Genomic DNA, 20693 nt, shown 5'->3' with positions numbered 1-20693 from the left:
ATGAATGATTTTTTTACTGCTACCTTAAACGACAAAGACCCTGAAATTATTAAATCAATTAATAAGGAATTAGAAAGACAAAATCAATATATTGAACTTATTGCTTCTGAAAATATTGTAAGCCGCGCAGTTCTCGAAGCACAAGGTTCAGTGCTTACAAATAAATATGCTGAAGGTTATGCTGGAAAAAGATATTACGGTGGATGTGAGTACGTTGATGAAGTAGAAATTTTGGCTATTGAGAGATTAAAGAAACTTTTTAATTGTAACTACGCAAATGTACAACCACATTCAGGTTCGCAAGCAAACCAAGGTGTTTATTTATCTTTATTAAGTCCTGGAGATGCGATCCTTGGAATGGGCCTTGATGCAGGTGGACACTTAACTCATGGATCAAAACCTAATTTATCAGGAAAATATTATAAGCCAGTAGCTTATGGAGTCAGAAAAGATAATCATCTTATTGATTATGATCAGGTTAGAGATTTGGCAAAAAAAGAACAACCCAAAATGATTATTGCAGGTGCATCCGCTTATTCACGTATAATCGATTTTAAAATTTTTAGAGAAATTGCCGATGAGGTTGGTGCATATTTATTTGTAGATATGGCGCATATTGCAGGCCTTGTGGCTGCAGGTGTTCATCCTTCCCCAATTCCATATGCGCATGTAGTAACAAGTACAACTCATAAAACTTTAAGAGGTCCTAGAGGGGGAATTATTCTTGCAAATGATGAAGCAATAGCAAAAAAAATTAATTCGGCCATATTTCCAGGCATTCAAGGTGGTCCATTAATGCATGTAATTGCGGCTAAAGCGGTAGCTTTTAATGAAGCTTTAAAACCTGAATTTAAACAATATGCCGAGCAAGTAGTTAAAAATGCAAAGATGCTTGCTAATACTCTTTTAGATTACGGATTTGATTTAGTAACAGGTGGTACAGATAACCATTTAATGCTTGTTGATTTAAGATCGAAGGGATTAACAGGTGATATATCTGAGAAAAGTTTAGAAAGAGCAGGGCTTACTTGTAATAAAAACAATGTGCCGTTTGATACTGAAAAGCCGATGGTCACTTCCGGTATTAGATTAGGAACCCCAGCTGGTACCACAAGAGGTTTTAAAGAAGAAGAATTTGAATTTATAGGTCATTTGATTGCAAATGTACTTGTAAACTTAGCTCATAAAAAGGAAGACAATAGTAAAGTTGAGAAAGATGCTTTTGAGCAAGTAAAAAAACTTTGTAATAGATTTAAAATTTACCAGTCAGCTACAGCAGAAGTATTAGTAGATAATAATTAAAATAATTAGAAGTAATAGGGTTTTAAAACCCTATTACTGATCCATAAATTACTGCAAGTATACAAGTTAAAGTTGTGAATACACAACTTACCATAAATATATCAAAATACGATTCTTTGTGTTTTAACCCGCAAATGCTAAGCAATGTAATTACTGCTCCACAATGTGGAAGTGTATCAAGTCCGCCTGCTGCAAGAGTGCTTAGCCTGTGAAGAATTTCAGGACTTATATTATATAGGTTTGCCATTTCTAGGAAACTTGAACTTAAAGTTTGCATCGAAATGCTTAATCCACCGGATGATGAACCTGTAATTCCTGATAATATATTTACTGATAATGCTATTTTGATTAATGGATTAGCATCCATATCAGCAAGCATAGATTTAATTAGGGCAAAACCAGTTAAAGATGAAATTACAGCGCCATAGCCTACTTCAGAAGCAGTGTTAAATATAGGTAAGAAAGAGTCATTAACAGCTTGTTTAATATTCTCAATTATTGATCCAATTTTATTCCTTGCAAGAAATAATGTATAAAAACAAGTAAGCGTCATAGCAGAAATTATTGACCAAATTCCATTAACTGATGAAGCTTCAATTTTACCAAATTTTTCTTGTGAAAGATATGTTGTATCAAAGTTAGGAATAATATATTGATTAAAACAAAAGTTACTAACTAACATTAATAATACAGGACTTGCTGCAATTAAAATATATTTTCTATCGGTTTTAATAATATTCGTGGGATCAAATTTATAGGGTCCGTAATTTTCTCCTAAACGTTTTATCTTTTTAATACGATAATTTATCCACGTAAGCCCAAAAAAAAGTATAAGGCTACTTGTAATTATTCCGAACACTGGAGCTGCATAAATATTTGTATGAAAATATGGCATAGGAATTGAATTTTGAATCGAAGGTGTGCCAGGAAGAGTAACCATTGTAAAAGTAAAAGACCCAAGAGAAATGCATGCAGGTATCAAACGCTTTGGGAGGTTACTATTATAAAACATGTTATTTGCAATTGGATAAACGGCAAATGCTACTACGAAGAGAGATACCCCTCCATATGTTAGTATACTGCAAGCAATTACTACTGCTATTGTTACATATTTTCCATTAAACGCAGCTAAAATATTTTCAGCAATACATGTTGCAAAACCTGATTTATTCATTAGCATGCCAAATAATGACCCTAATAAAAATATAGGAAAAAAGCTAATAATGTAACTTCCTAAAGCTTTCATAAAAATTTGGGTGTAACTTGCGAGAATCGGTTCATCTTGTGAAAGAAATACTGCGAGCATTGAAACTAAAGGAGCAATAAAAACTACTGACCAATTTTTGTACGCTAAATACATTAGTAAAATTAGTGAAATAATAATTGGCAATATTTCCATTGGAATCCTCATATTTATGTAGCTTAGTAATATTGTTAACTTAATAATTTTATTTTTCAATAGAATTATTAAGTTAACTTTTTTGAAAAATAACTATATAGAATTATGTTAGAGAAAAGTCATGAAATTGTTATTTTCAATTATTTTTATTCTGACTTTATGGCTTTCAAGAGTAGAGGCTTCAGAAATAAAATTATCTGAATCTTGGAAAAAGCTTGAATATTTTTTAAACTTAAGGCTTATGTAAAAACAAAAGAAAATGAAAATGGAATTTAGGGAAGCTCAAAAGTTTATTAATTTTATATAAAAGATAAATAATAAAAAAGCTGTTAATTTAGTTAATCTACAAGTCACTTTACCTAAAACAACTTTAGAATTACTAAATGCTATAAATTTGTGCAATATAAAGTTAGAAGAAGCAAATTATATGGCGCTATTTCTTAATGAAATTGTTATTAAATATGATCTTAAAAACATAGAAGCCTTTGATGAAAATACTTCTCATATTATAGCAAAAGAATGGCATGAAATTGATTACTCTGGTGAAAACATGACCTGGCAAAAGTAAAAACAAAAATATTCTCAATATAAAATAACAAATTTTAAAACTGTTGAGAATCTTAGAAAATTTTTTGAAGTAAAATCAAAATTACCTTATTTCAAAAAAATAAATTTATGCCAAAGCATTTTCAATAAGTTCTAGTAAAGCTTTAATAGAGTAGGGTTTATGTAAGCATGAATGTGCACCAAGATGAAGACATTTATTTATATCTTCTTTATTTCCGATGCCGGTTTGGATAATCACAGGAATATCTTTTAAATTTATATCTTCTTTAATTTTAATAAGAACATCAACGCCATTCATTTCAGGCATCATTAAATCAAGTAAAATTAATTCTGGCTTTTCTTGACCTTTTAAAAGATAATTAAGTCCCTCAATAGGATTATAAAATGTTTTCAAATTATATCCAGTACCCATTAAGCCTAGACTAACACTTTCGTGTACTGCTTCTTCATCATCGATAAGAACTATAAACATGATTAACTCATTTGCGAATTAAACACATAATAAAAGATAAAGGTTAATGAAAGCTTAAAAATAGAAAAAAATTTTTCTATTAATTAATGATAAAATATTTAACAATTAGTATTCCACTGAATAAAGAAATAATCCATCAGCTGGAGCTGTTGGGCCTGCTTGTGTCCTATTTCTAGCTTCCAGTATATTTTTCACTTGTGTAGGGCAAATTTTTCCCTCTCCAGCCATTTTTATTGTTCCTACAATATTTCTGACCATATGATGAAGAAATGACCTAGCTGACACAGTAATTTCGATTAATTCTTCGTTTTGTACTATATTTATTAAATCTATAGTTATAATAGGATTTTTAGCCTGGCATTCTGAAGCTCTAAAGCTAGTGAAATCATGCTTACCAATTAAAAAATTAGCAGCTTCTTGCATTTTATTTATATCCAAATTAGCAGAAACATGCCAAGCAAGGTTTTTATTAATAATTAAAGGAGCAGGTCTATTTACAATTTTATATTTATAAGTCCTTCTAATAGCTGAAAAGCGGGCGTGAAAATTTTCATCAACAATTTTACAATTAACAATACCTACAGGTAGATTTTTTAAAAAATGATTAGTTGCCCTTAAAATAATTTGTGGATCGAATTCACGGATTAAATCGAAATGAGCTACTTGCCCTAAAGCATGAACACCAGCATCTGTTCTGCCTGCGCCATACACTAATACATTTTCCTTAGAAAAATTATAAATAGCTTTTTCAATATATTCTTGAATAGAAGCAGCATTTTTTTGCTTCTGCCATCCGGCAGTATTTGTACCTTGATATTCAATTGTAACTTTATAACGTGGCATATTATTAAAAAGCGGATTAATTAAATGTATTGCAATTAATAATTTATAATTATATTTTTTATTATAATTTAAACTATATAGATTTAAAAATGTTACAAAACCTTGTAAATAATATTAATGACGAATATAAGTATGATACGGAAATATTACAAGCTTTAATATTAATACGTTCAGAAAATGTAGGACCTAAAACTTTTAAACACTTAATTGATTTATTTAAAGATCCTAAAACTGCTATAGAAGCAGTGCCAGAACTTGCAGCCCGTGCTGGAAAAAGAAAAATTAATTTAGCTACTATTGAGCAAGCTGAAAAAGAAATTAGTAAAATTAATAAATACGGAGCAAGATTAATTTACTATAAAGATTCAAATTACCCAGATTTACTTAGAAATATTCATGATTTTCCACCAATTATTTCGGTTAAGGGAAATTTTAATCTATTAAATGAACCTTGTTTTTCTATAGTGGGATCAAGGAATTCATCACAAAATGGTTTTAATATTGCTAAGAAATTTGCCGAGAATTTGGCTAATAAAAATTGGAATATAGTTTCAGGAATGGCAAGAGGAATTGATTATGCCGCGCATTTAGGATCACTTGAAAAAGGAACTATTGCAGTTTTAGGGGGTGGTATAGATAATATTTACCCTTCAGAACATGAAACACTTTATCATAAAATTACAGAGAAAGGTTGTATCGTCGCTGAAATGCCTATAGGGACTGTTCCTTTACCAAAACATTTTCCATTAAGGAATAGAATAATCTCCGGATTATCTTATGGGACAATGGTTGCTGAAGCTAGTCTTAAATCTGGGTCTTTAATAACTGCAAAATGTGCAATAGAACAAGATAGAGAAGTATTTGCAATCCCAGGATTTCCTCTCGATCCAAGGTGTCAGGGACCTAACTGGTTAATTAAGCAAGGTGCTCATTTAGTTGAAAATATTGACGATATTATAGAAATAATTGAACCTTTGAAACAGAGAAATTTAAATTTAAATGATAATGAAAAAGGTTTTATAAATATTAATTTTAAAAAATTACCTAGTGACAAAGAGACAAATATTGTAAGAAACAAAATATTAAGTCTCTTAAGCTATTCGCCTACCCATATAGATGAAATAATAAAAAGTGTTGATGCCGAAATTTCCTTAATTTACCTTAGCTTACTAGAGTTAGAACTTGCAGGGTTGATTAAAAGATCATCTAACGATACAATTACATTAGTAGCCAGTTAATATTTATTAAAAGAAGAAATGAATTTATTAATAGTTGAATCACCCGCCAAAGCTAAAACAATCAATAAATACCTAGGATCCGATTTTAAGGTTATGGCCTCATATGGTCATATCAGAGATCTACCGTCAAAAAATGGCTCTGTAATGCCAGATAACGACTTTGAAATGATTTACGAAGTCAATTCTGAGTCAGAAAAGCACGTTAAGGTTATTGCTGAGGCTGCTAAAAATGCAAAAATTATATATCTTGCAACTGACCCTGATAGAGAAGGGGAAGCCATTTCATGGCATGTTATTGAAATTTTAAGAAAAAAGAAGGCTATTAATAAAGATACAGAAATCAAAAGGGTTGTTTTTAACGAGATTACTAAAAAGGCTGTTCAAAATGCTGTTAAAAACCCAAGAGATATAGATATTAATTTAGTTAATGCTCAACAAGCTAGAAGAGCTTTAGATTATTTAGTTGGATTTAATGTATCTCCTGTACTATGGCGCAAACTCCCAGGGAGTAAATCAGCTGGCCGCGTTCAATCGGTTGCACTAAAGCTAATTTGCGAAAGAGAAAGTGAGATCGAAAAGTTTGTTACACAAGAATATTATACTGTTAAAGGCTTATTTTTAAGTAATGAAAAAAGTGAATTTGAGGCGGCTTTAAATCAAATTAATAAAAAAAGAATAGAAAAATTTGATTTCAAAACGGCTGAACAAGTTCAAAATATTGTAAATGATATTAAAACAAAAGATTTCTTTGTTTCTGAAATTGAAAAAAAACAAATTTCAAGAAACCCACAGCCGCCATTTACTACTTCATCATTGCAGCAAGAAGCATCAAGAAAATTAGGTTTTTCTGCTAAACAGACTATGACTATAGCTCAAAAATTATATGAAGGTATTGATATTCAAGGTGAAACTATAGGTTTAATTACCTATATGCGTACTGATGGAGTGCAAATTGCAGAAGAGGCTTTGAAAGATACACGTAATTATATTTTAAATAAATATGGCAAAGATTATTTACCATCTAATGCAAGAATGTACCAAACTAAAGCTAAAAATGCTCAAGAAGCACATGAAGCCATTAGACCAACGCATCTTGATCTACCACCAGAAAAAGTAAAAAATTCTTTAGACTCAAAGCAATTGGGTTTATATGAATTAATTTGGAAAAGGTTAATTGCAAGTCAAATGGAATCAGTAATATTTGATTCTATTGGTGTAAATTTAGAAGATAAGGATAAAAAGTACACATTTAGAGCAACCGGTTCAACAATAAAATTTGATGGTTTCTATAAAGTATATAAAGAAGGGCAAGATGATACTTTAGAAGATGAAGAAGGAAATAAATTGCTGCCATCTCTTAAAGAAGGTCAACAAACCGAAATAAAAGATGTTAAAGGAAACCAACATTTTACTGAACCACCACCAAGATATAGTGAAGCAAGTTTAGTAAAAAAATTAGAAGAGTTAGGAATAGGCAGGCCTTCAACTTATGCAAGTATAATTTCTGTAATTCAAGATCGCCAATATGTACGTTTGGATAAACGAAGGTTTATTCCTGAAGAAAGAGGGAGATTAGTTACAGCTTTCTTAGATAATTTTTTCACAAAATATGTTCAATATGATTTTACCGCTCAAATGGAAGAAAAGTTAGATCATATCTCAGCAGGTGAGCTACAATGGAAAAGTGTTCTAAAAGAGTTTTGGATTGATTTTATTGATAATGTGCAATCAGCAACTAAAAAGCCAATGGAAGAAATTCTAAAAGTTTTAGATAAAGTTTTAGAAGATCATATCTTCCCAAATAAAGAACATAAAGAGAATGTAAGAAAATGTCCTGAATGTGAAGATGGGAAATTAGAATTAAAAATAGGAAAATATGGTGCTTTTGTTGGTTGCAGTAATTACCCAGAATGTGATTACAAAAAAGCTTTAAATCAAATTATCAACGCTGAAGTTACAAATAATTCTGAAGATGGCTCACAATCTTCTGAGGATACAAAAAAAACATCTTTCCCTAAAACTATGGGAATTGATCCTAATACTGGTTTAAAAATCGTATTAAAAATAGGACCTTATGGCCCTTATGTGCAATTAGGAGATGATACAGTTAAGGGACCTAAGAGAATAGCCATTCCTAAAAGTTATAAAATTGACGAGATGACTTTAGAAGATTGTTTTAAGCTAGTTGCTTTACCAAAAGAATTAGGAATGCATCCCGATGATAATCAAAAAATTGTACTTGCAATTGGTAAATTTGGACCATACTTACAACATAGTGGCAAGTTTTATTCATTAGGAAAAATTCCTAATTTTTTATCAATTACATTAGAAGAAGCTTGTGAAATTATTGCTAATAACCCTAATAAAACAGCTTCTAAAGCTACAGCTAAGAAATCATCAAAGGCAGGAAGTAAAAGTAAAACTGAGCAAGTAGCAATAGAATTAGGGGAGTATAAAATATTTAAAGGCCCATTCGGAATGTTATATTTATATAATGACGATAAAAAAATTAATTTTCCTCGTGGTACTAAAACCGACCAAATTACTAAAGAATCTATTGAAAAGCTAATTAATAAATAACTGAAAAACAAAGAAATTAAACTTTTAGTTAATTTTGAGCTTGCCTTTTCTACCAATACTGGTAGATAATATATATTTAGACACAATAAAGTTTAAATCTTTACTAAATATTAAACACGGGGGTGAGAATGAGTCACAGTAATAATCCTTTTATGGATATGTACAATAATATGATGGGTATGATGAATAATAATAATATGATGTCAAATTTCATGAATACATGCATGAATGGTATGCCAAATATGATGAATATGAATACTAAAGCACCACAATTTGATATGAATTCAATGAATAATATGCAAAAGAAAGTTATGGATGCTATGGCTAATGCAAACAAAACTATGACTTCAAGTACACAAGCTATGATGCAACACGGTGCTGAAATGGTACAAAATAATGTTTCAAGCTGTATGGGAGTAATGAAAGATTGTTCTCAAGCTAATAGCCCGGAAAACATGTACAATAAACAAGTAAAAGCTGCACAAAATATGTTTGACCAAAATTTCACTGGAATGAAAGAAATGGTAGAAATGTATAATAAAACATGCATGGAAATGATGGATCTTATGGGTAAATCAGTTAATGATTGCATGGGTGAAGTTACATCTACAAAAAGAAAATCTTCTGCAAATGCAGCATAAGGCATAATATTACTTTATTATTAGAAAAAGGAGCTTGGAATTTAATTCCAAGCTCCTTTTTTATTAATATGTATTGACTTATTAATGAATGTGATTAATAATATTTCTCAATAGTATTAATAAATATTTGTAAAAAGTGTAATAATGGTTTTAGAGCAAAATCTTTTCAGTTTAATTATCCTTATTATTGGCAGCTAGCTGCCATATCTTTATATATAATCTCAACTAAAATAACTAATATACTCTAAAATTTAATTTAATAGGTCTTAACATATGTATAGGAAATACTTTTTACCATATCTAATGTGGTTTTTTGCAGTTTTTTTCTTCGCTTATCAATTCATAATGCGATTAGCTCCAGGTCTTGTAATTAATGACTTAATTACTCAATATCAAATTACCGCTACTTCATTTGGGATTTTCTCAGCAATCTACTACATCGGCTATGCAGGTGCACAATTACCGACTGCTTATTTATTAGAAAAGTTCAAAACTAAATATATTATAGGTATCTTTTGTATTATAGCTTCAATAGGTACGTATATTTTATCCTACACTACTTCCTTTAGTACAGCTTTAGTTGGTAGGTTAATGATAGGAATTGGTTCTGCAGCAGGGTTTTTGGGGGTTTCAAAGGTAGTAGCAACATATTTTCCCGAGAAACTATATGCGAGATTGATAGGTTTTAGTTTTACTATAGGAATTTTTGGCGCTGTTTACGGCGGAAAACCTGTAAATAGTCTAATCGAAACTTTTAATTATAATAAAGTGTTTTTTTTAATAGCTGCAATCGGTACATTGATAGCTTTAACCATTTTATTATTTGGGGACAACAGAAAAGCTAATTATTTAGATAGTAAAAAAGATTCAAATTTAATTGAAGAATTGTTTATTATTTTAAAAAATAAAAGAATAGTGCTAATAGCTATTGCAAATTTATTGATGGTAGGTTCTCTAGAAGGGTTTGCAGATGTTTGGGGTATAAGTTTTTTAACTAAAGCTTTTGATATATCAAAAGGTGATGCAGCAACTGTAATTTCGTATATATTTATAGGAATGCTATTTGGAGGCCCAGCTCTAGCTTTCATATCTGAAAAATATTTTAGTAAAACATTGGTAATTTTCTTATGTGGTTTATTAACTTGTATTTTATTCTTAGGGTTAATTATTTTTCCTAATCTTTCATTCTATTTATTATGTGCCTTAATGTTTATAAATGGTATCTTATGTTGTTACCAAGTCCTTATTTTTGCTTTAGGTACAGAAATTGTAAAAAATGAATATAAAAGTATAGCAATAGCCTTTTTAAACTGCGTAAATATGCTTGGGGGCATTTTCTTTCATACATTAATAGGTCTTACCCTTGATCATTTTTGGCAAGGAGATATAAGCAATAATGTAAAATTATATTCTTTATATGAATATAAAATAGCTATCGCTATTATACCAATTAGCTCAATAATAGGTGGAATGTTAGTCATTTATTCAGGTTTAAAAAAAGATAGTAAAAAAATTACTCAAACAATTTAAGTCTATCTTTAATGTAATATTCCATGAAGTTTAATTCACTTTGTGGAATATTCTTTTCATTATCTAAAATATCTTTAATTATAAAATAAGCGATATCCTTTTCACCAATTTTTTCGTGGTAAAAAGCAGGTAATTGTCTTGCCCATAGAGGTAATGTACCTTTTGTCTGAGCAACTTTTTTAGCCAGTTCAATTCCTTTAGAATGATATTTCATTTCATGAAAAGCTAAATAACTTGCTTGATACATCCACCACCATTTTTTTGTTAAATCAACTTCTGAATGCTTCTCTAAATATTCAATGATATGAATTAAATCTTCTTTCTTTGGTGTTACCCCATAATAGTAAGTAGCGATTACAGGGCTATAATTAGTCTTATTGTCTAATTTATCTAATAAATAAAACCAATTTTTTATTTTTACGTAGTCATAATATTTAAGTGGAGAAACGCGCCCAAAACTATCGCCCATAAATTGTAACTGCCAAGCTAAAATTCTATAATAAAACTGTTCATCGCCTAATGAAAAGGATTTAATAGAAATTTCACTTGGTACATTTTCGGTAATCTCAAGTTGAGGTAAGATATTTCTACTTTTGTGCCATACAAATACATTAAAGCCCAAAAATAATATAATAAGCATTTTTAATACTATATTATTATTAAAAATCTTTCTTTTTAATATCATGGAAAGCTACAAAAGTGATTAATAGAAAATAAATAATAGTTTGGGGTAATATAATGTTTAAATGAAAATCTTTTAAACTATGTTCGTATATTAGCCATTTACTTTCAGCAAATAAATCTAGTCTTGGAATAATACATGAAGCTAAGTAAATCAATTTTTGTGAAAGCCAAGGTATTAAATGATCCAAATTACTTAGAGAATATTGATATTTAGTATTTAAAATACTAAATAACCCCATCATACGTGAAGCTATATAAAATGTAGTACATGCTAATACAGAAATAATGTGGCTTTTAAATAATATGCCGCATATGAAGGCGCAAAATGAACATATACATACTTCAAAGAATAAGCTTAAAAGCCATATTATATAGCCCATAGTATTTATTTTAAAAAAATATAATAAAATAGCAGCGCAAGCTGTAAATAACCCGGCTAATATAATTGAACCTAATAAATATGCTAAAACAAAATTATTTCGTGAAATAGGTTTAGAGAGAAAAAAATCTATTTCTTTTTGAAGATGAATTTTATGAATATGTGTAGTAATAAATATTATTATACCAAATACAATTATAATACGACTGCTTCCAGCTATATAGGCTATAATCATTTCTCTTTGTTCAGCAAGTGCTGTTGAACCAAAGAATATTGATATACAAAATGAAATTAGTAGTAAGGCAATTAAACCTAAAATAAATTTATCTCTTATTATTGAGTAATAAAAAAAACGTAATATCGAATTCATATTTTATTTTAAACTAAATGGGTTAGGGTCATGTGCAAATGTATTATAAAAGTCTTTATCACTTTGTGAATAACTATTTCCACCCGGAATTATAGTTGCTTGAATAAATATTACTGTTTGAATTGTTTTCTTAACTTTACCATTTGATTTAAATAAATTGCCGGCTATAAACATATCTTTTAGTAAAGGAATTCCACTCTCATTTGACATGAATCTGTCTTCCATCATTCCACCAATTACCATTATATCGCCACTTTTAATTTTCAATACTGAATCAAGTTCTTTTACCTCCACAACTGGAACGTTACTTTCGAGACCAGAATCAGAGAGGTCAGTACTACTCGTTGCCAATACATAGGTAACACTTGGGTCAGACTTAAATTCGGTTATACGAGAAATTGTTGGTCTAATACTCATTGTTATTTCATTAGTATCTGTGTTTATTGAAGGTTGTAAAGTTAGTATTATCCCAATAGGTACAGTTTTAAGATCAGAAGTAACGTTAGTTTGGCTTGTTGTTGTTGTGGCGCTACTATCATTATTTGTTTCGATATTTAATTTAAAGTATACATAATTTTGTGCAAAAGATAGAACTGCTTGTTGATTATTCATTGCATGTACACGTGGGCTTGAAAGAGTACGCGTAACACCAAATAGATCCATTAAATTGACAGCAGCTATAAGAGAACTTGCATTAGTTGTTGGATCAAATTTTTTACCTAATGTATTTTTTAACCCATTTAATACTCCTATAGTAATACCTCCTGGATTTGCAGTATATTCTCCTAGAACATTGGTAAAATCATTTTGTGCTCCAAGTAAACCATTTCTATCAAGTACATTCCAGTTTATTCCAGTTTTATACTCTTCGTTAAGGCTTACTTCAACTATTTTTGCTTCTATTAATGCCTGAGCAGAAATGCTTGTACGTACTTTAGCGAGGTAACTTTTTATATTAGTATGTGCCCTTGAATTTGTTACAACGTTAATAATACCAGCTTGCTTATTAATTGTTACGTAAGGCGCTGAACCAGTTGCAGTATAATTAACTGATTCAATCATTTGTTTAATGTCTTTAGAAATAGTATCCCATAGATCTTCTTTTTGTTCTGAGGTTATTTCAGTATTAGAACCACTACCGATAGAAGAGCTACCACTTGAACCTGAACTGCCATCTAATGATACGCTTACTTTATAATTAGATTTGTTATTTCTAACTAGATTTAAAAAATCTACAGGATAGCTTACCATGTATGGAGTATCTGGCTCAACATGTAATACATTATTAGTTATAGTATATCTTAAATATGCAAGTTCAGTAACCCTATCTATTACCTCTGTTAATGGACGATCGCTTACTTTTAAAATAATGCCACCTGAAACTTTCGGATCTATTTCCACATCAATTTCAGCAAGCCTTGCAAGTTCTAATAAAACATCTTTTACATCAACATCATTGCTAATTGATAAAGTTACTAGTTTATCTTTTTTAAATGATGGTGGGATAGGAGGTGCTATAAAAGGTTGAGGTTCAAATGATGAATCTAATTTATCTTCTGATAACGCTTTTTTACTATTTTTAAATAATTTTTCTTTATATTCTTCTTGGGAAAGTTTTAATTCAGGGTCATTATATTTACCTGTTATTCTATCAAATTTCTCGCGCATTCTCTCAGGATGAGCGCACGTAGTTGTAAGTAAAATAACAATTAATAATATAAACGGCTTTACCAAGTTTAACATTTAAAGAGCCATAATAATAAGATTCTGAACTATATTACAATTATTTAAACATATTAACAAAGAAAATGCAAGTGCTGGAATGAAAGGAAATCTTTGTTTTTTAAAAAAATATTTCCAAATGCCCCCTAACATAATTCCTAACAAACCAGAAAAGAAAAAAAACTGAGGTATATAAAGGCTAGGAATTGCTAGTGCAGCGATTGCCATAAATTTTATGTCAGCCATGCCTAAAATGTCTTTTTTTCCTGTAAATTTTTTAAACCCTAAACATATTAAGTACATCATTAACACTACAAATAATGACGTAAAAAACTGTGAAATAAAATTAAGATTTTTAATATAAGTAACAATTAAAATAAGAGGGAGCAGAATGATTTGAAAAATATTTGGAACCGAAAGTGTTTCAAGATCCGTAATAATCATGCAAAATAATATTAAATATATAGTGCTATACAGTATAAAATATTCACCATTTATTTTATAGCTTAAAAACAATATGCAAACAGTAAAGATTTCTATAATTAAATATCTTAAACTTATACTTTTCTTACAATTTTTGCATTTTCCTTTTTGTAGCAGGAATCCTAAAATTGGAATTAGCTGAATAAAAGATAAATTCTGTTTACACTTCGGACAATTTGAGCGTTTAAAAGTTATTTCTTTACCTCTAGGCAATCTATAAGTAATTAAACTTATAAAACTTCCTAATATTGCCCCTGATAGAATTAGTAAAATAACAATAAAATTTTCATTAAGCATAAATATGTTTGAAATTTTAAATATTTTTTGATATTTTCATTTTTATGGGTAATAGTCAAGATGCTTAAAAAATTAAAAAATACAAATGGATTTTCTCTTAGCGAACTATCAGTAGTTCTAGCTATTATTGGAACTATTTTAGGTGGCTCAATTTCAGTAGTGCTTTATCAAACTGAAAGTATTAAAGAAGAGCAAACTCTAAAAAAAATGAAAATTATTGAAGAAGCAATTGCATCTTTTGTAGCTTTAAATAGAAGGTTACCATGTCCTGCCGATGGAAGTTTGGATATTAATACCGCGGGCTCAGTAACATATGGTCAAGAAGCAATGGTGGCAAATGTTTGTAATGGTAATTATTCATATACTGTTAGTACTAATTTACCATCAACTACTCCAGCAATTTCTAATGCGGACATAATAACAGGTGCTGTACCTGTAGTAAGCCTAAGGCTACCGAAGGAAGTAATGTTAGATGGATGGGGGAGGAAATTTACTTATGTCGTTAGTAGAGGTTTATCAAGTAATTCTACAACTTCACCTTTTGATAGTGAAGAAGACGGTGTTATAAAAATTAAAAACTTTACAAACCCTGCAGGTGCAAATTACGTTACGAACAGAGCTGCATATGTAATTTTAAGTCATGGTAAATCAGGAGCGGGTGGATGGAAATCTAATGGTGGGACTAGATTAAGTAGTGGAACGGATACAAAAAAAGTTGAAAATTCTCATACTTCTGGTGCTATAAACGAAGTGTTTGTATTAAATATAAGTAATAATTCTGCAAATACATTTGATGACATTATAAAATATAAAAACAAAGAACAAATATCTTTAGAAATAAATACAATTTTATCAGGTCAAGTATGTGATGATGCGGTTACTGCACTAAATGATTCTAATCAAACAGTCCTTACTGCTAAATTATGTGGAGGTACAGGAGGTACTGGTAAAATAGCTTCTAATCCTGATTGTGCAATATATTTAGCCAGTTTTGGAGAATTAATAAGAAAGAGATGTATTCAAAGATGAAAAAGAATGCTTTTACTTTAGTTGAATTATCTATTGTGCTACTTATAACCTCAATTATTTTAGGTATAGTACTAGCTTTTGTTGCAGAAAAAACTGATGCTGATAAACTAGAAGAAACAAGATATAAAATAGAGCAAATTGATAAAGCAATACGAGCTTATTTTATTAAAAATCAAAAAATCCCTTGTCCAAGTGATGGAACTTTAGCCTTTACAAATTCAAATTTTGGAGTGGCTCTTAGAGATACTGTAAATAATTATCAATGTAGCAATACGCTTATTACATCCGGCAGTATGAAATTAGGAATGGTTCCAGTAAGAACTTTGAACCTTGCAGATGAATTTGCTACAGATTCGTGGGGAAGAAGATTTACATATGCAATAATTGAAAGTTGTAATTGTAAATCAAATGAAGCAGGATGTGCTACTCAAAATTTTGAAAGTGATTTTTGTGGAGTAAATGTAGCAGATAGAATAACAATTCTAGGTACTTCAGGTGGATCTACAATTATGTCTGATGCAGTATTAGTTATTATTAGCCACGGAAGAAATGGTCATGGTGCTTTCGCGCAAAATGGCGGGAGTTCACGTATAGTTACTAAAAGCGGTGGAATAAGTAATGACGAACTAGAAAATTCACATTTAAGTGCGGTGGGAGCTAACTTAGGTTTTGATAGAACATTTGTTGCTAGAAACCAATTGTATAATGATACACCAGCAAGTAATTTTGACGATATCGTTTATTATAAAAATAGAATTCAATTAGTAACTAGTATTAAAGCATTAAGGACATCGCAAGATCCTATTTGTACTTATAAAAATACTTCAAATTTTTCTACCAATATATGTGGAGATAAGACTACAGCGAATTGTGTAACAATATACAATTCATTACTAAATAATATATTATGTTTTGATTTTTAACATAAGCTAGGCAAGAAATTATTTTTATGCTAGAAGGGTTTTGAAAATGAAGGCGATAAATCTATCAACCGAAAGCAATTATATGACAATTTTAGATAGCATAAGTAAAGAGATATACTCAGTATTATTTATTAATTTAAAAAATATTCAGGATAATTATCTTTATTTAAAAACTTTGACTGTTTCTGAAGTTGCAGCAGTCGTTAAAGCTAATGCATATGGTTTAGGTGAAATAGAAGTTTCTAAAGCTTTATATGAGGTGGGATGTCGTAATTTTTTTGTAACTCATATTAATGAAGGTATAAAGCTTAGAAATATTATGGTAGACGCAAATATTTTTGTATTAAAAGGAAATTTGTCTGGTAGTGAAAACTTTTTCAGTATTCATAACCTTATTCCAGTTATTAATAGTTATGAGCAATTAGAAAATTGGAATAATTATTGTAAAACTACTAGTTTACCTCCTTCGTGCGCAATTCAATTTGATAGCGGAATGCATAGAAATGGCATGGACGAAGAAGATGTTAGAAAGTTAATGAATAATATTGAAATATTAAGTGAATTAAATGTTGCATATTACATTAGTCATTTAGCATCAAGTGAGAATAAAGAAGATGAGTTTAATAATATTCAATTAAAAAATTTTAGAAATATTCTAAACAAGCTGCCTGAACGAAAGATATGTTTTTCAAATACAGGAGGAATTTATCTTGGGAAAAAATTCCATTTTGATATGGTAAGACCAGGAATAGGTTTATGGGGATATTTCAATGATAATAATTTAAAACCTTCAGTAAATTTATTTGCTAAAGTTAATCAGATACATAAAGTTAAGGCTGGTGAATCGGTTGGTTATAATCAAACTTTTAAAGTTCAAAAGAATTCAAAACTTGCAACTATTGCAATTGGATATGGTGATGGGTTTCCTAGATCTTTAAGTAATAAAGGTACTGTTGTAATTAATAATATAAAACTCCCAATTTTAGGCAGAGTTTCTATGGATTCAATCGTGGTAGATATCTCAAGTAATAAAGTTTCTAATATTAAAGAAGGGGATTGGGTAGAGATTATAGGAGAAAATAATACAATTTTTGATCTTGCGAACGAAGCTAATACAATTCCTTATGAAATCTTAACCTCATTGGGTGAAAGGTATCACAGAATTTATATTTCGTAGGTTTAAGTAGGTTTAAATGTTATACCTCGAAATATCGCATCCACTTTTTCTTTGTATTATTAATAAATTTATCATATACTAAATTAAATAAAGCTTTTAAATTTAAGGGTTTACCATGTATAAAATATTGATGTTAGTAGCAATTTTAGCATTAAGTGGTTGTATTGAAAAGAAAATGAGAGATCTTGAAACCCCATGCGTTGCAAATGAGTTTAATGAAAAAGAAGATTTGAATAATCCTTGTATTAGAATCCCAGTTAACGCCAAATGGTTATTTGGTTAATAAGTTAAAATATTAACTTATTGATTTCTAATAAATATTTCTACTTGATTAATTTTTAATTATATTATATACTCACGCCTAATAACTCATGAAATTAGGCGAGTATTTTATTTATGAAAGAAGAAGAAGTATTTAATATCTTTCAAAATTATCAAGCAATCCTAAAAGGCCATTTTATTCTTACATCTGGTCATCATAGTGAAATGTACGTACAATGCGCGAAAATCATGTCACATGCAAATGTTGCAGCCCAACTATGTAAGGAACTCGCAAATAAAGTTAAAGAACAATTCGGTGAAAATGCTTTCGATGTAATAGTTTCTCCTGCAATGGGAGGAGTATTAGTTGGTTTTGAAGTTTCAAAACATTTCGATATTCCAAACTATTTTTGTGAAAGAGTAAACGGTAAACTCGAACTTAGAAGAAATTTTAAAGTTAATCCTAACGATAGAGTGTTAATTATCGAGGATGTTATCAGTACTGGCAAATCTTCTCTGGAAACATTTGAAGTTGTTGAGGCATTAGGTGGAAATATTATTGCTGAAGCGTGTTTAGTTAATAGAAGCGCTGAAAAAAAATTAGCAGATAAACCTATAGTCTCATTATTAAATCTTTATATACCTACTTATGATAAGGATAGCCTTCCGGAACACTTAAAAGACATTCCTGTATTAAAACCAGGAAGTAGATTTATTAATAACCCCATAAGAGAGGTAGTTGATGCCTAATAATCAATTAAAACAAATAATTTCCCTATTCTTATTGCTACTCCTAACCTCGTGCCAAACTCCCAAAGAAGAAAAAAACGAACAAGATTACAGTTACCTAGATAAGCCGTATCAAGGCCATTATAAAATAGGTGAACCTTATAAAATTAATAATCAGTGGTATTATCCAAATAATAACATGAATTACACTGAAATGGGCGTATCTTCTTGGTATGGAACAACCTTTGATGGTAATAAAACTGCTAATGGTGATAAATATAATAAGTACTCATTAACTGCGGCTCATAGAACTTTACCATTACCAAGTATGGTTAGAGTAACTAATTTAGAAAACGGCCATTCTGTAATCGTAATGATTAATGATAGAGGGCCATTTACAAATGATAAAAATAGGATAATTGACGTTTCAGAGCGTGCTGCAGACCTTTTAGGATTTAAACATAAAGGGATTGGTAAAGTAAGATTAGAATATTTACCTAAGCAAACCGAAGAATTATTAAATAAATTAGGTTTAAAACCTTCAAATTCACCGCAATCAACTGAAGTAAAAACTGAATATTCTAAGAAAAAAGATGATGAACCTAAAAAACAAGATATAGAAATTCAAGTAACTGCTAAAGATAAAGTATATTCTGAATGTGATTCTAAAGATGAATATTTTATTCAAATAGCTGCGTATAAAAATAAGCTAACTGCAAATAAAATGGTAACAAAGTTAAAAAATATTGCTAATGCTAAGGTTACTAAAATTAGTAAAAAAGGCTTAGATTTATATCGTGTTCGACTTGGACCATTTAAAAATTTAAAAGACGCTCAAGAAACACTTGAACAACTTAAAGAAATCGACAATATTAAACCTATAATTGCTCAAAACTAAAAAATTTATTAGGTTTAATATCATGAAATATTGGCTTGCTTGTCTTGCGTCGATAATTACTTTAAATACTGCTCTTTCATTTGAAACTAAAGCTCCTTATGCTATTTTAATGGATTATGAAACAGGTAGCATTTTATTTGATAAAAATGCTAATGAAAAAATAGCTCCTTCTTCTATGAGTAAATTAATGACAATCTATATTGTCTTTGAAAAACTTAAAAAAGGTGATTTGCAACTTAGTGATAAATTTACTGTAAGTGCAAATGCATGGAGTAAGCAAGGCTCAAAAATGTTCATTCAAGTAGGTTCTCAAGTCTCTGTAGAAGATTTATTAAAAGGGATAATAATTCAGTCAGGTAATGATGCTTGTATCGCTTTAGCTGAATCCATTGCAGGTAGCGAAGCAGAATTTGCAAATTTAATGAATATTAAAGCTAAAGAGTTAGGATTAACAAATTCTAATTTTGTAAATTCTACAGGTTGGCCTGATGAAGGTCATTTAATGAGTATGTTTGATCTAGCTATATTATCTAAACGACTTATTACAGATTTCCCGGACTATTACCATTACTTTGCTGAAAAAGAATTTACGTATAATAATATTAAACAACAAAATAGAAATGTATTATTAAATCGTAATTTAGGTGTAGATGGTTTAAAAACTGGTCATACAGAAACAGGTGGGTACGGAATTGCTATTTCATCTCAACAAAAAAATCGTCGAATGATAGCTGTAGTTAACGGCCTAAATTCTCAAACTGAAAGAGCAGATGAAGTTGAAAAATTATTAAATTATGGTTTTATAAATTTTGCTAATCTAAAGCTATATGAAAAAAATCAAGTTGTAGGTAACGTTCCAATATGGCTTGGTAATAAAAAAGAAGTACCTGTATATATTAGAGAAAATGTATGGTTTTCAGTACTTAAACATGAAATTGATAAAGTGAAAGTTTTAATTAAACATGATGAAAAAGTACCTTCACCGATTGCAATTGATCAAAAAATTGCAGAATTACATGTAATATTTCCTAACGGTAAAATAGAAAAATTTGATTTACTTTCTAAAGAAGAAGTTAAGGAACTTTCATGGTTCAGTAGAGTAATTCATAACTTAAAAAATAAATTAGGGATTAACGACTAATTATTAAAAAAACCCCTTTATGATTTTA

Annotated in this window: 20 protein-coding genes; 13 read left to right on the top strand and 7 right to left on the bottom strand. The window is 29.6% G+C overall.

Features of this window, described 5'->3' with window-relative positions; translation table 11 throughout:
- Complete coding sequence (locus J0H68_05630; protein MBN8828169.1) at window positions 1-1302, top strand: serine hydroxymethyltransferase; 1302 nt, start codon at window positions 1-3, stop codon at window positions 1300-1302.
- Between the two features lie 22 nt (window positions 1303-1324).
- On the opposite strand, the gene J0H68_05625 is transcribed toward J0H68_05630, so the two are convergent.
- Window positions 1325-2701, bottom strand: coding sequence for a GntP family permease (locus J0H68_05625; protein ID MBN8828168.1), 1377 nt, complete (start codon window positions 2699-2701; stop codon window positions 1325-1327).
- A gap of 427 nt (window positions 2702-3128) precedes the next feature.
- Here J0H68_05625 and J0H68_05620 point away from each other — a divergent pair, with 427 nt between their 5' ends.
- Window positions 3129-3269: a hypothetical protein gene (locus J0H68_05620; GenBank protein ID MBN8828167.1), complete on the top strand. Its 141-nt coding sequence runs from the start codon at window positions 3129-3131 to the stop codon at window positions 3267-3269.
- A 105-nt stretch (window positions 3270-3374) separates the two neighbouring features.
- Here J0H68_05620 and J0H68_05615 read toward each other — a convergent pair whose 3' ends face one another.
- The gene (locus J0H68_05615) at window positions 3375-3740 is read right to left on the bottom strand and encodes a response regulator (GenBank protein MBN8828166.1); all 366 of its coding nucleotides are present in this window, start codon (window positions 3738-3740) and stop codon (window positions 3375-3377) included.
- Window positions 3741-3845: 105 nt separating this feature from the next.
- On the bottom strand, window positions 3846-4583 hold the full coding sequence (gene truA, locus J0H68_05610) for a tRNA pseudouridine(38-40) synthase TruA (GenBank protein MBN8828165.1): 738 nt from the start codon (window positions 4581-4583) through the stop codon (window positions 3846-3848).
- Between the two features lie 89 nt (window positions 4584-4672).
- On the opposite strand from truA, the gene dprA reads away from it, so the two are divergent.
- The 4 genes from dprA (at window position 4673) to J0H68_05590 (ending at window position 10572) form a co-directional block, all read left to right on the top strand.
- The gene (gene dprA, locus J0H68_05605; protein ID MBN8828164.1) at window positions 4673-5821 is read left to right on the top strand and encodes a DNA-processing protein DprA; all 1149 of its coding nucleotides are present in this window, start codon (window positions 4673-4675) and stop codon (window positions 5819-5821) included.
- An 18-nt stretch (window positions 5822-5839) separates the two neighbouring features.
- Window positions 5840-8401 carry a type I DNA topoisomerase gene (gene topA / locus J0H68_05600; GenBank protein ID MBN8828163.1) on the top strand — a complete coding sequence of 854 codons (2562 nt, stop codon included), beginning with the start codon at window positions 5840-5842 and terminating at the stop codon, window positions 8399-8401.
- Window positions 8402-8529: 128 nt separating this feature from the next.
- Window positions 8530-9042 (top strand): phasin family protein, encoded by a 513-nt coding sequence (locus tag J0H68_05595; GenBank protein ID MBN8828162.1) that lies wholly within the window; start codon window positions 8530-8532, stop codon window positions 9040-9042.
- A 273-nt stretch (window positions 9043-9315) separates the two neighbouring features.
- A complete protein-coding gene (locus tag J0H68_05590) occupies window positions 9316-10572 on the top strand; it encodes an MFS transporter (protein ID MBN8828161.1) in 1257 nt (418 codons plus the stop codon).
- On the opposite strand, the gene J0H68_05585 is transcribed toward J0H68_05590, so the two are convergent.
- From J0H68_05585 to J0H68_05570, 4 genes are read right to left on the bottom strand one after another with little or no spacing between them, the layout of a single operon-like run.
- Complete coding sequence (locus J0H68_05585) at window positions 10556-11212, bottom strand: hypothetical protein (GenBank protein ID MBN8828160.1); 657 nt, start codon at window positions 11210-11212, stop codon at window positions 10556-10558. The two genes, J0H68_05590 and J0H68_05585, sit on opposite strands and share 17 nt — an antisense overlap.
- Before the next feature lie 19 nt (window positions 11213-11231).
- Window positions 11232-12005 carry a hypothetical protein gene (locus tag J0H68_05580; GenBank protein ID MBN8828159.1) on the bottom strand — a complete coding sequence of 258 codons (774 nt, stop codon included), beginning with the start codon at window positions 12003-12005 and terminating at the stop codon, window positions 11232-11234.
- A 3-nt stretch (window positions 12006-12008) separates the two neighbouring features.
- A complete protein-coding gene (locus J0H68_05575) occupies window positions 12009-13748 on the bottom strand; it encodes a secretin N-terminal domain-containing protein (protein ID MBN8828158.1) in 1740 nt (579 codons plus the stop codon).
- Window positions 13749-14507 (bottom strand): prepilin peptidase, encoded by a 759-nt coding sequence (locus tag J0H68_05570; GenBank protein ID MBN8828157.1) that lies wholly within the window; start codon window positions 14505-14507, stop codon window positions 13749-13751.
- Between the two features lie 60 nt (window positions 14508-14567).
- On the opposite strand from J0H68_05570, the gene J0H68_05565 reads away from it, so the two are divergent.
- The 7 genes from J0H68_05565 (at window position 14568) to J0H68_05535 (ending at window position 20665) form a co-directional block, all read left to right on the top strand.
- Window positions 14568-15536, top strand: a complete 969-nt coding sequence (locus tag J0H68_05565; protein ID MBN8828156.1) for a type II secretion system protein — start codon at window positions 14568-14570, stop codon at window positions 15534-15536.
- Window positions 15533-16459, top strand: coding sequence for a type II secretion system protein (locus tag J0H68_05560; protein ID MBN8828155.1), 927 nt, complete (start codon window positions 15533-15535; stop codon window positions 16457-16459). The genes J0H68_05565 and J0H68_05560 overlap by 4 nt, the downstream gene beginning before the upstream one ends.
- 46 nt (window positions 16460-16505) lie before the next feature.
- The gene (gene alr / locus J0H68_05555) at window positions 16506-17636 is read left to right on the top strand and encodes an alanine racemase (protein MBN8828154.1); all 1131 of its coding nucleotides are present in this window, start codon (window positions 16506-16508) and stop codon (window positions 17634-17636) included.
- A 115-nt stretch (window positions 17637-17751) separates the two neighbouring features.
- The gene (locus J0H68_05550; protein MBN8828153.1) at window positions 17752-17919 is read left to right on the top strand and encodes a hypothetical protein; all 168 of its coding nucleotides are present in this window, start codon (window positions 17752-17754) and stop codon (window positions 17917-17919) included.
- Window positions 17920-18032: 113 nt separating this feature from the next.
- Entirely contained in the window at window positions 18033-18647 is a 615-nt protein-coding gene (locus J0H68_05545; protein MBN8828152.1) for an orotate phosphoribosyltransferase, read from the top strand.
- Entirely contained in the window at window positions 18640-19524 is an 885-nt protein-coding gene (locus J0H68_05540; protein MBN8828151.1) for a septal ring lytic transglycosylase RlpA family protein, read from the top strand. Before J0H68_05545 ends, J0H68_05540 begins: the two co-directional genes overlap by 8 nt.
- A gap of 22 nt (window positions 19525-19546) precedes the next feature.
- Complete coding sequence (locus tag J0H68_05535; GenBank protein MBN8828150.1) at window positions 19547-20665, top strand: D-alanyl-D-alanine carboxypeptidase; 1119 nt, start codon at window positions 19547-19549, stop codon at window positions 20663-20665.
- Window positions 20666-20693 lie beyond the last annotated feature (28 nt).

It is taken from the genome of Sphingobacteriia bacterium, assembly GCA_017304685.1.
Taxonomy (GTDB): domain Bacteria; phylum Pseudomonadota; class Alphaproteobacteria; order Rickettsiales; family 33-17; genus JAFKLR01.
This window is presented reverse-complemented; position numbering and strand designations above follow the sequence as displayed.

Bases quoted from the DNA above. Each gene is read 5' to 3' on its own strand.
- J0H68_05630 (MBN8828169.1), top strand. From the start codon at position 1: ATGAATGATTTTTTTACTGCTACCTTAAACGACAAAGACCCTGAAATT.
- J0H68_05625 (MBN8828168.1), bottom strand. From the start codon at position 2,701: ATGGAAATATTGCCAATTATTATTTCACTAATTTTACTAATGTATTTA.
- J0H68_05620 (MBN8828167.1), top strand. From the start codon at position 3,129: ATGGCGCTATTTCTTAATGAAATTGTTATTAAATATGATCTTAAAAAC.
- J0H68_05615 (MBN8828166.1), bottom strand. From the start codon at position 3,740: ATGTTTATAGTTCTTATCGATGATGAAGAAGCAGTACACGAAAGTGTT.
- truA (MBN8828165.1), bottom strand. From the start codon at position 4,583: ATGCCACGTTATAAAGTTACAATTGAATATCAAGGTACAAATACTGCC.
- dprA (MBN8828164.1), top strand. From the start codon at position 4,673: ATGTTACAAAACCTTGTAAATAATATTAATGACGAATATAAGTATGAT.
- topA (MBN8828163.1), top strand. From the start codon at position 5,840: ATGAATTTATTAATAGTTGAATCACCCGCCAAAGCTAAAACAATCAAT.
- J0H68_05595 (MBN8828162.1), top strand. From the start codon at position 8,530: ATGAGTCACAGTAATAATCCTTTTATGGATATGTACAATAATATGATG.
- J0H68_05590 (MBN8828161.1), top strand. From the start codon at position 9,316: ATGTATAGGAAATACTTTTTACCATATCTAATGTGGTTTTTTGCAGTT.
- J0H68_05585 (MBN8828160.1), bottom strand. From the start codon at position 11,212: ATGCTTATTATATTATTTTTGGGCTTTAATGTATTTGTATGGCACAAA.
- J0H68_05580 (MBN8828159.1), bottom strand. From the start codon at position 12,005: ATGAATTCGATATTACGTTTTTTTTATTACTCAATAATAAGAGATAAA.
- J0H68_05575 (MBN8828158.1), bottom strand. From the start codon at position 13,748: ATGTTAAACTTGGTAAAGCCGTTTATATTATTAATTGTTATTTTACTT.
- J0H68_05570 (MBN8828157.1), bottom strand. From the start codon at position 14,507: ATGCTTAATGAAAATTTTATTGTTATTTTACTAATTCTATCAGGGGCA.
- J0H68_05565 (MBN8828156.1), top strand. From the start codon at position 14,568: ATGCTTAAAAAATTAAAAAATACAAATGGATTTTCTCTTAGCGAACTA.
- J0H68_05560 (MBN8828155.1), top strand. From the start codon at position 15,533: ATGAAAAAGAATGCTTTTACTTTAGTTGAATTATCTATTGTGCTACTT.
- alr (MBN8828154.1), top strand. From the start codon at position 16,506: ATGAAGGCGATAAATCTATCAACCGAAAGCAATTATATGACAATTTTA.
- J0H68_05550 (MBN8828153.1), top strand. From the start codon at position 17,752: ATGTATAAAATATTGATGTTAGTAGCAATTTTAGCATTAAGTGGTTGT.
- J0H68_05545 (MBN8828152.1), top strand. From the start codon at position 18,033: ATGAAAGAAGAAGAAGTATTTAATATCTTTCAAAATTATCAAGCAATC.
- J0H68_05540 (MBN8828151.1), top strand. From the start codon at position 18,640: ATGCCTAATAATCAATTAAAACAAATAATTTCCCTATTCTTATTGCTA.
- J0H68_05535 (MBN8828150.1), top strand. From the start codon at position 19,547: ATGAAATATTGGCTTGCTTGTCTTGCGTCGATAATTACTTTAAATACT.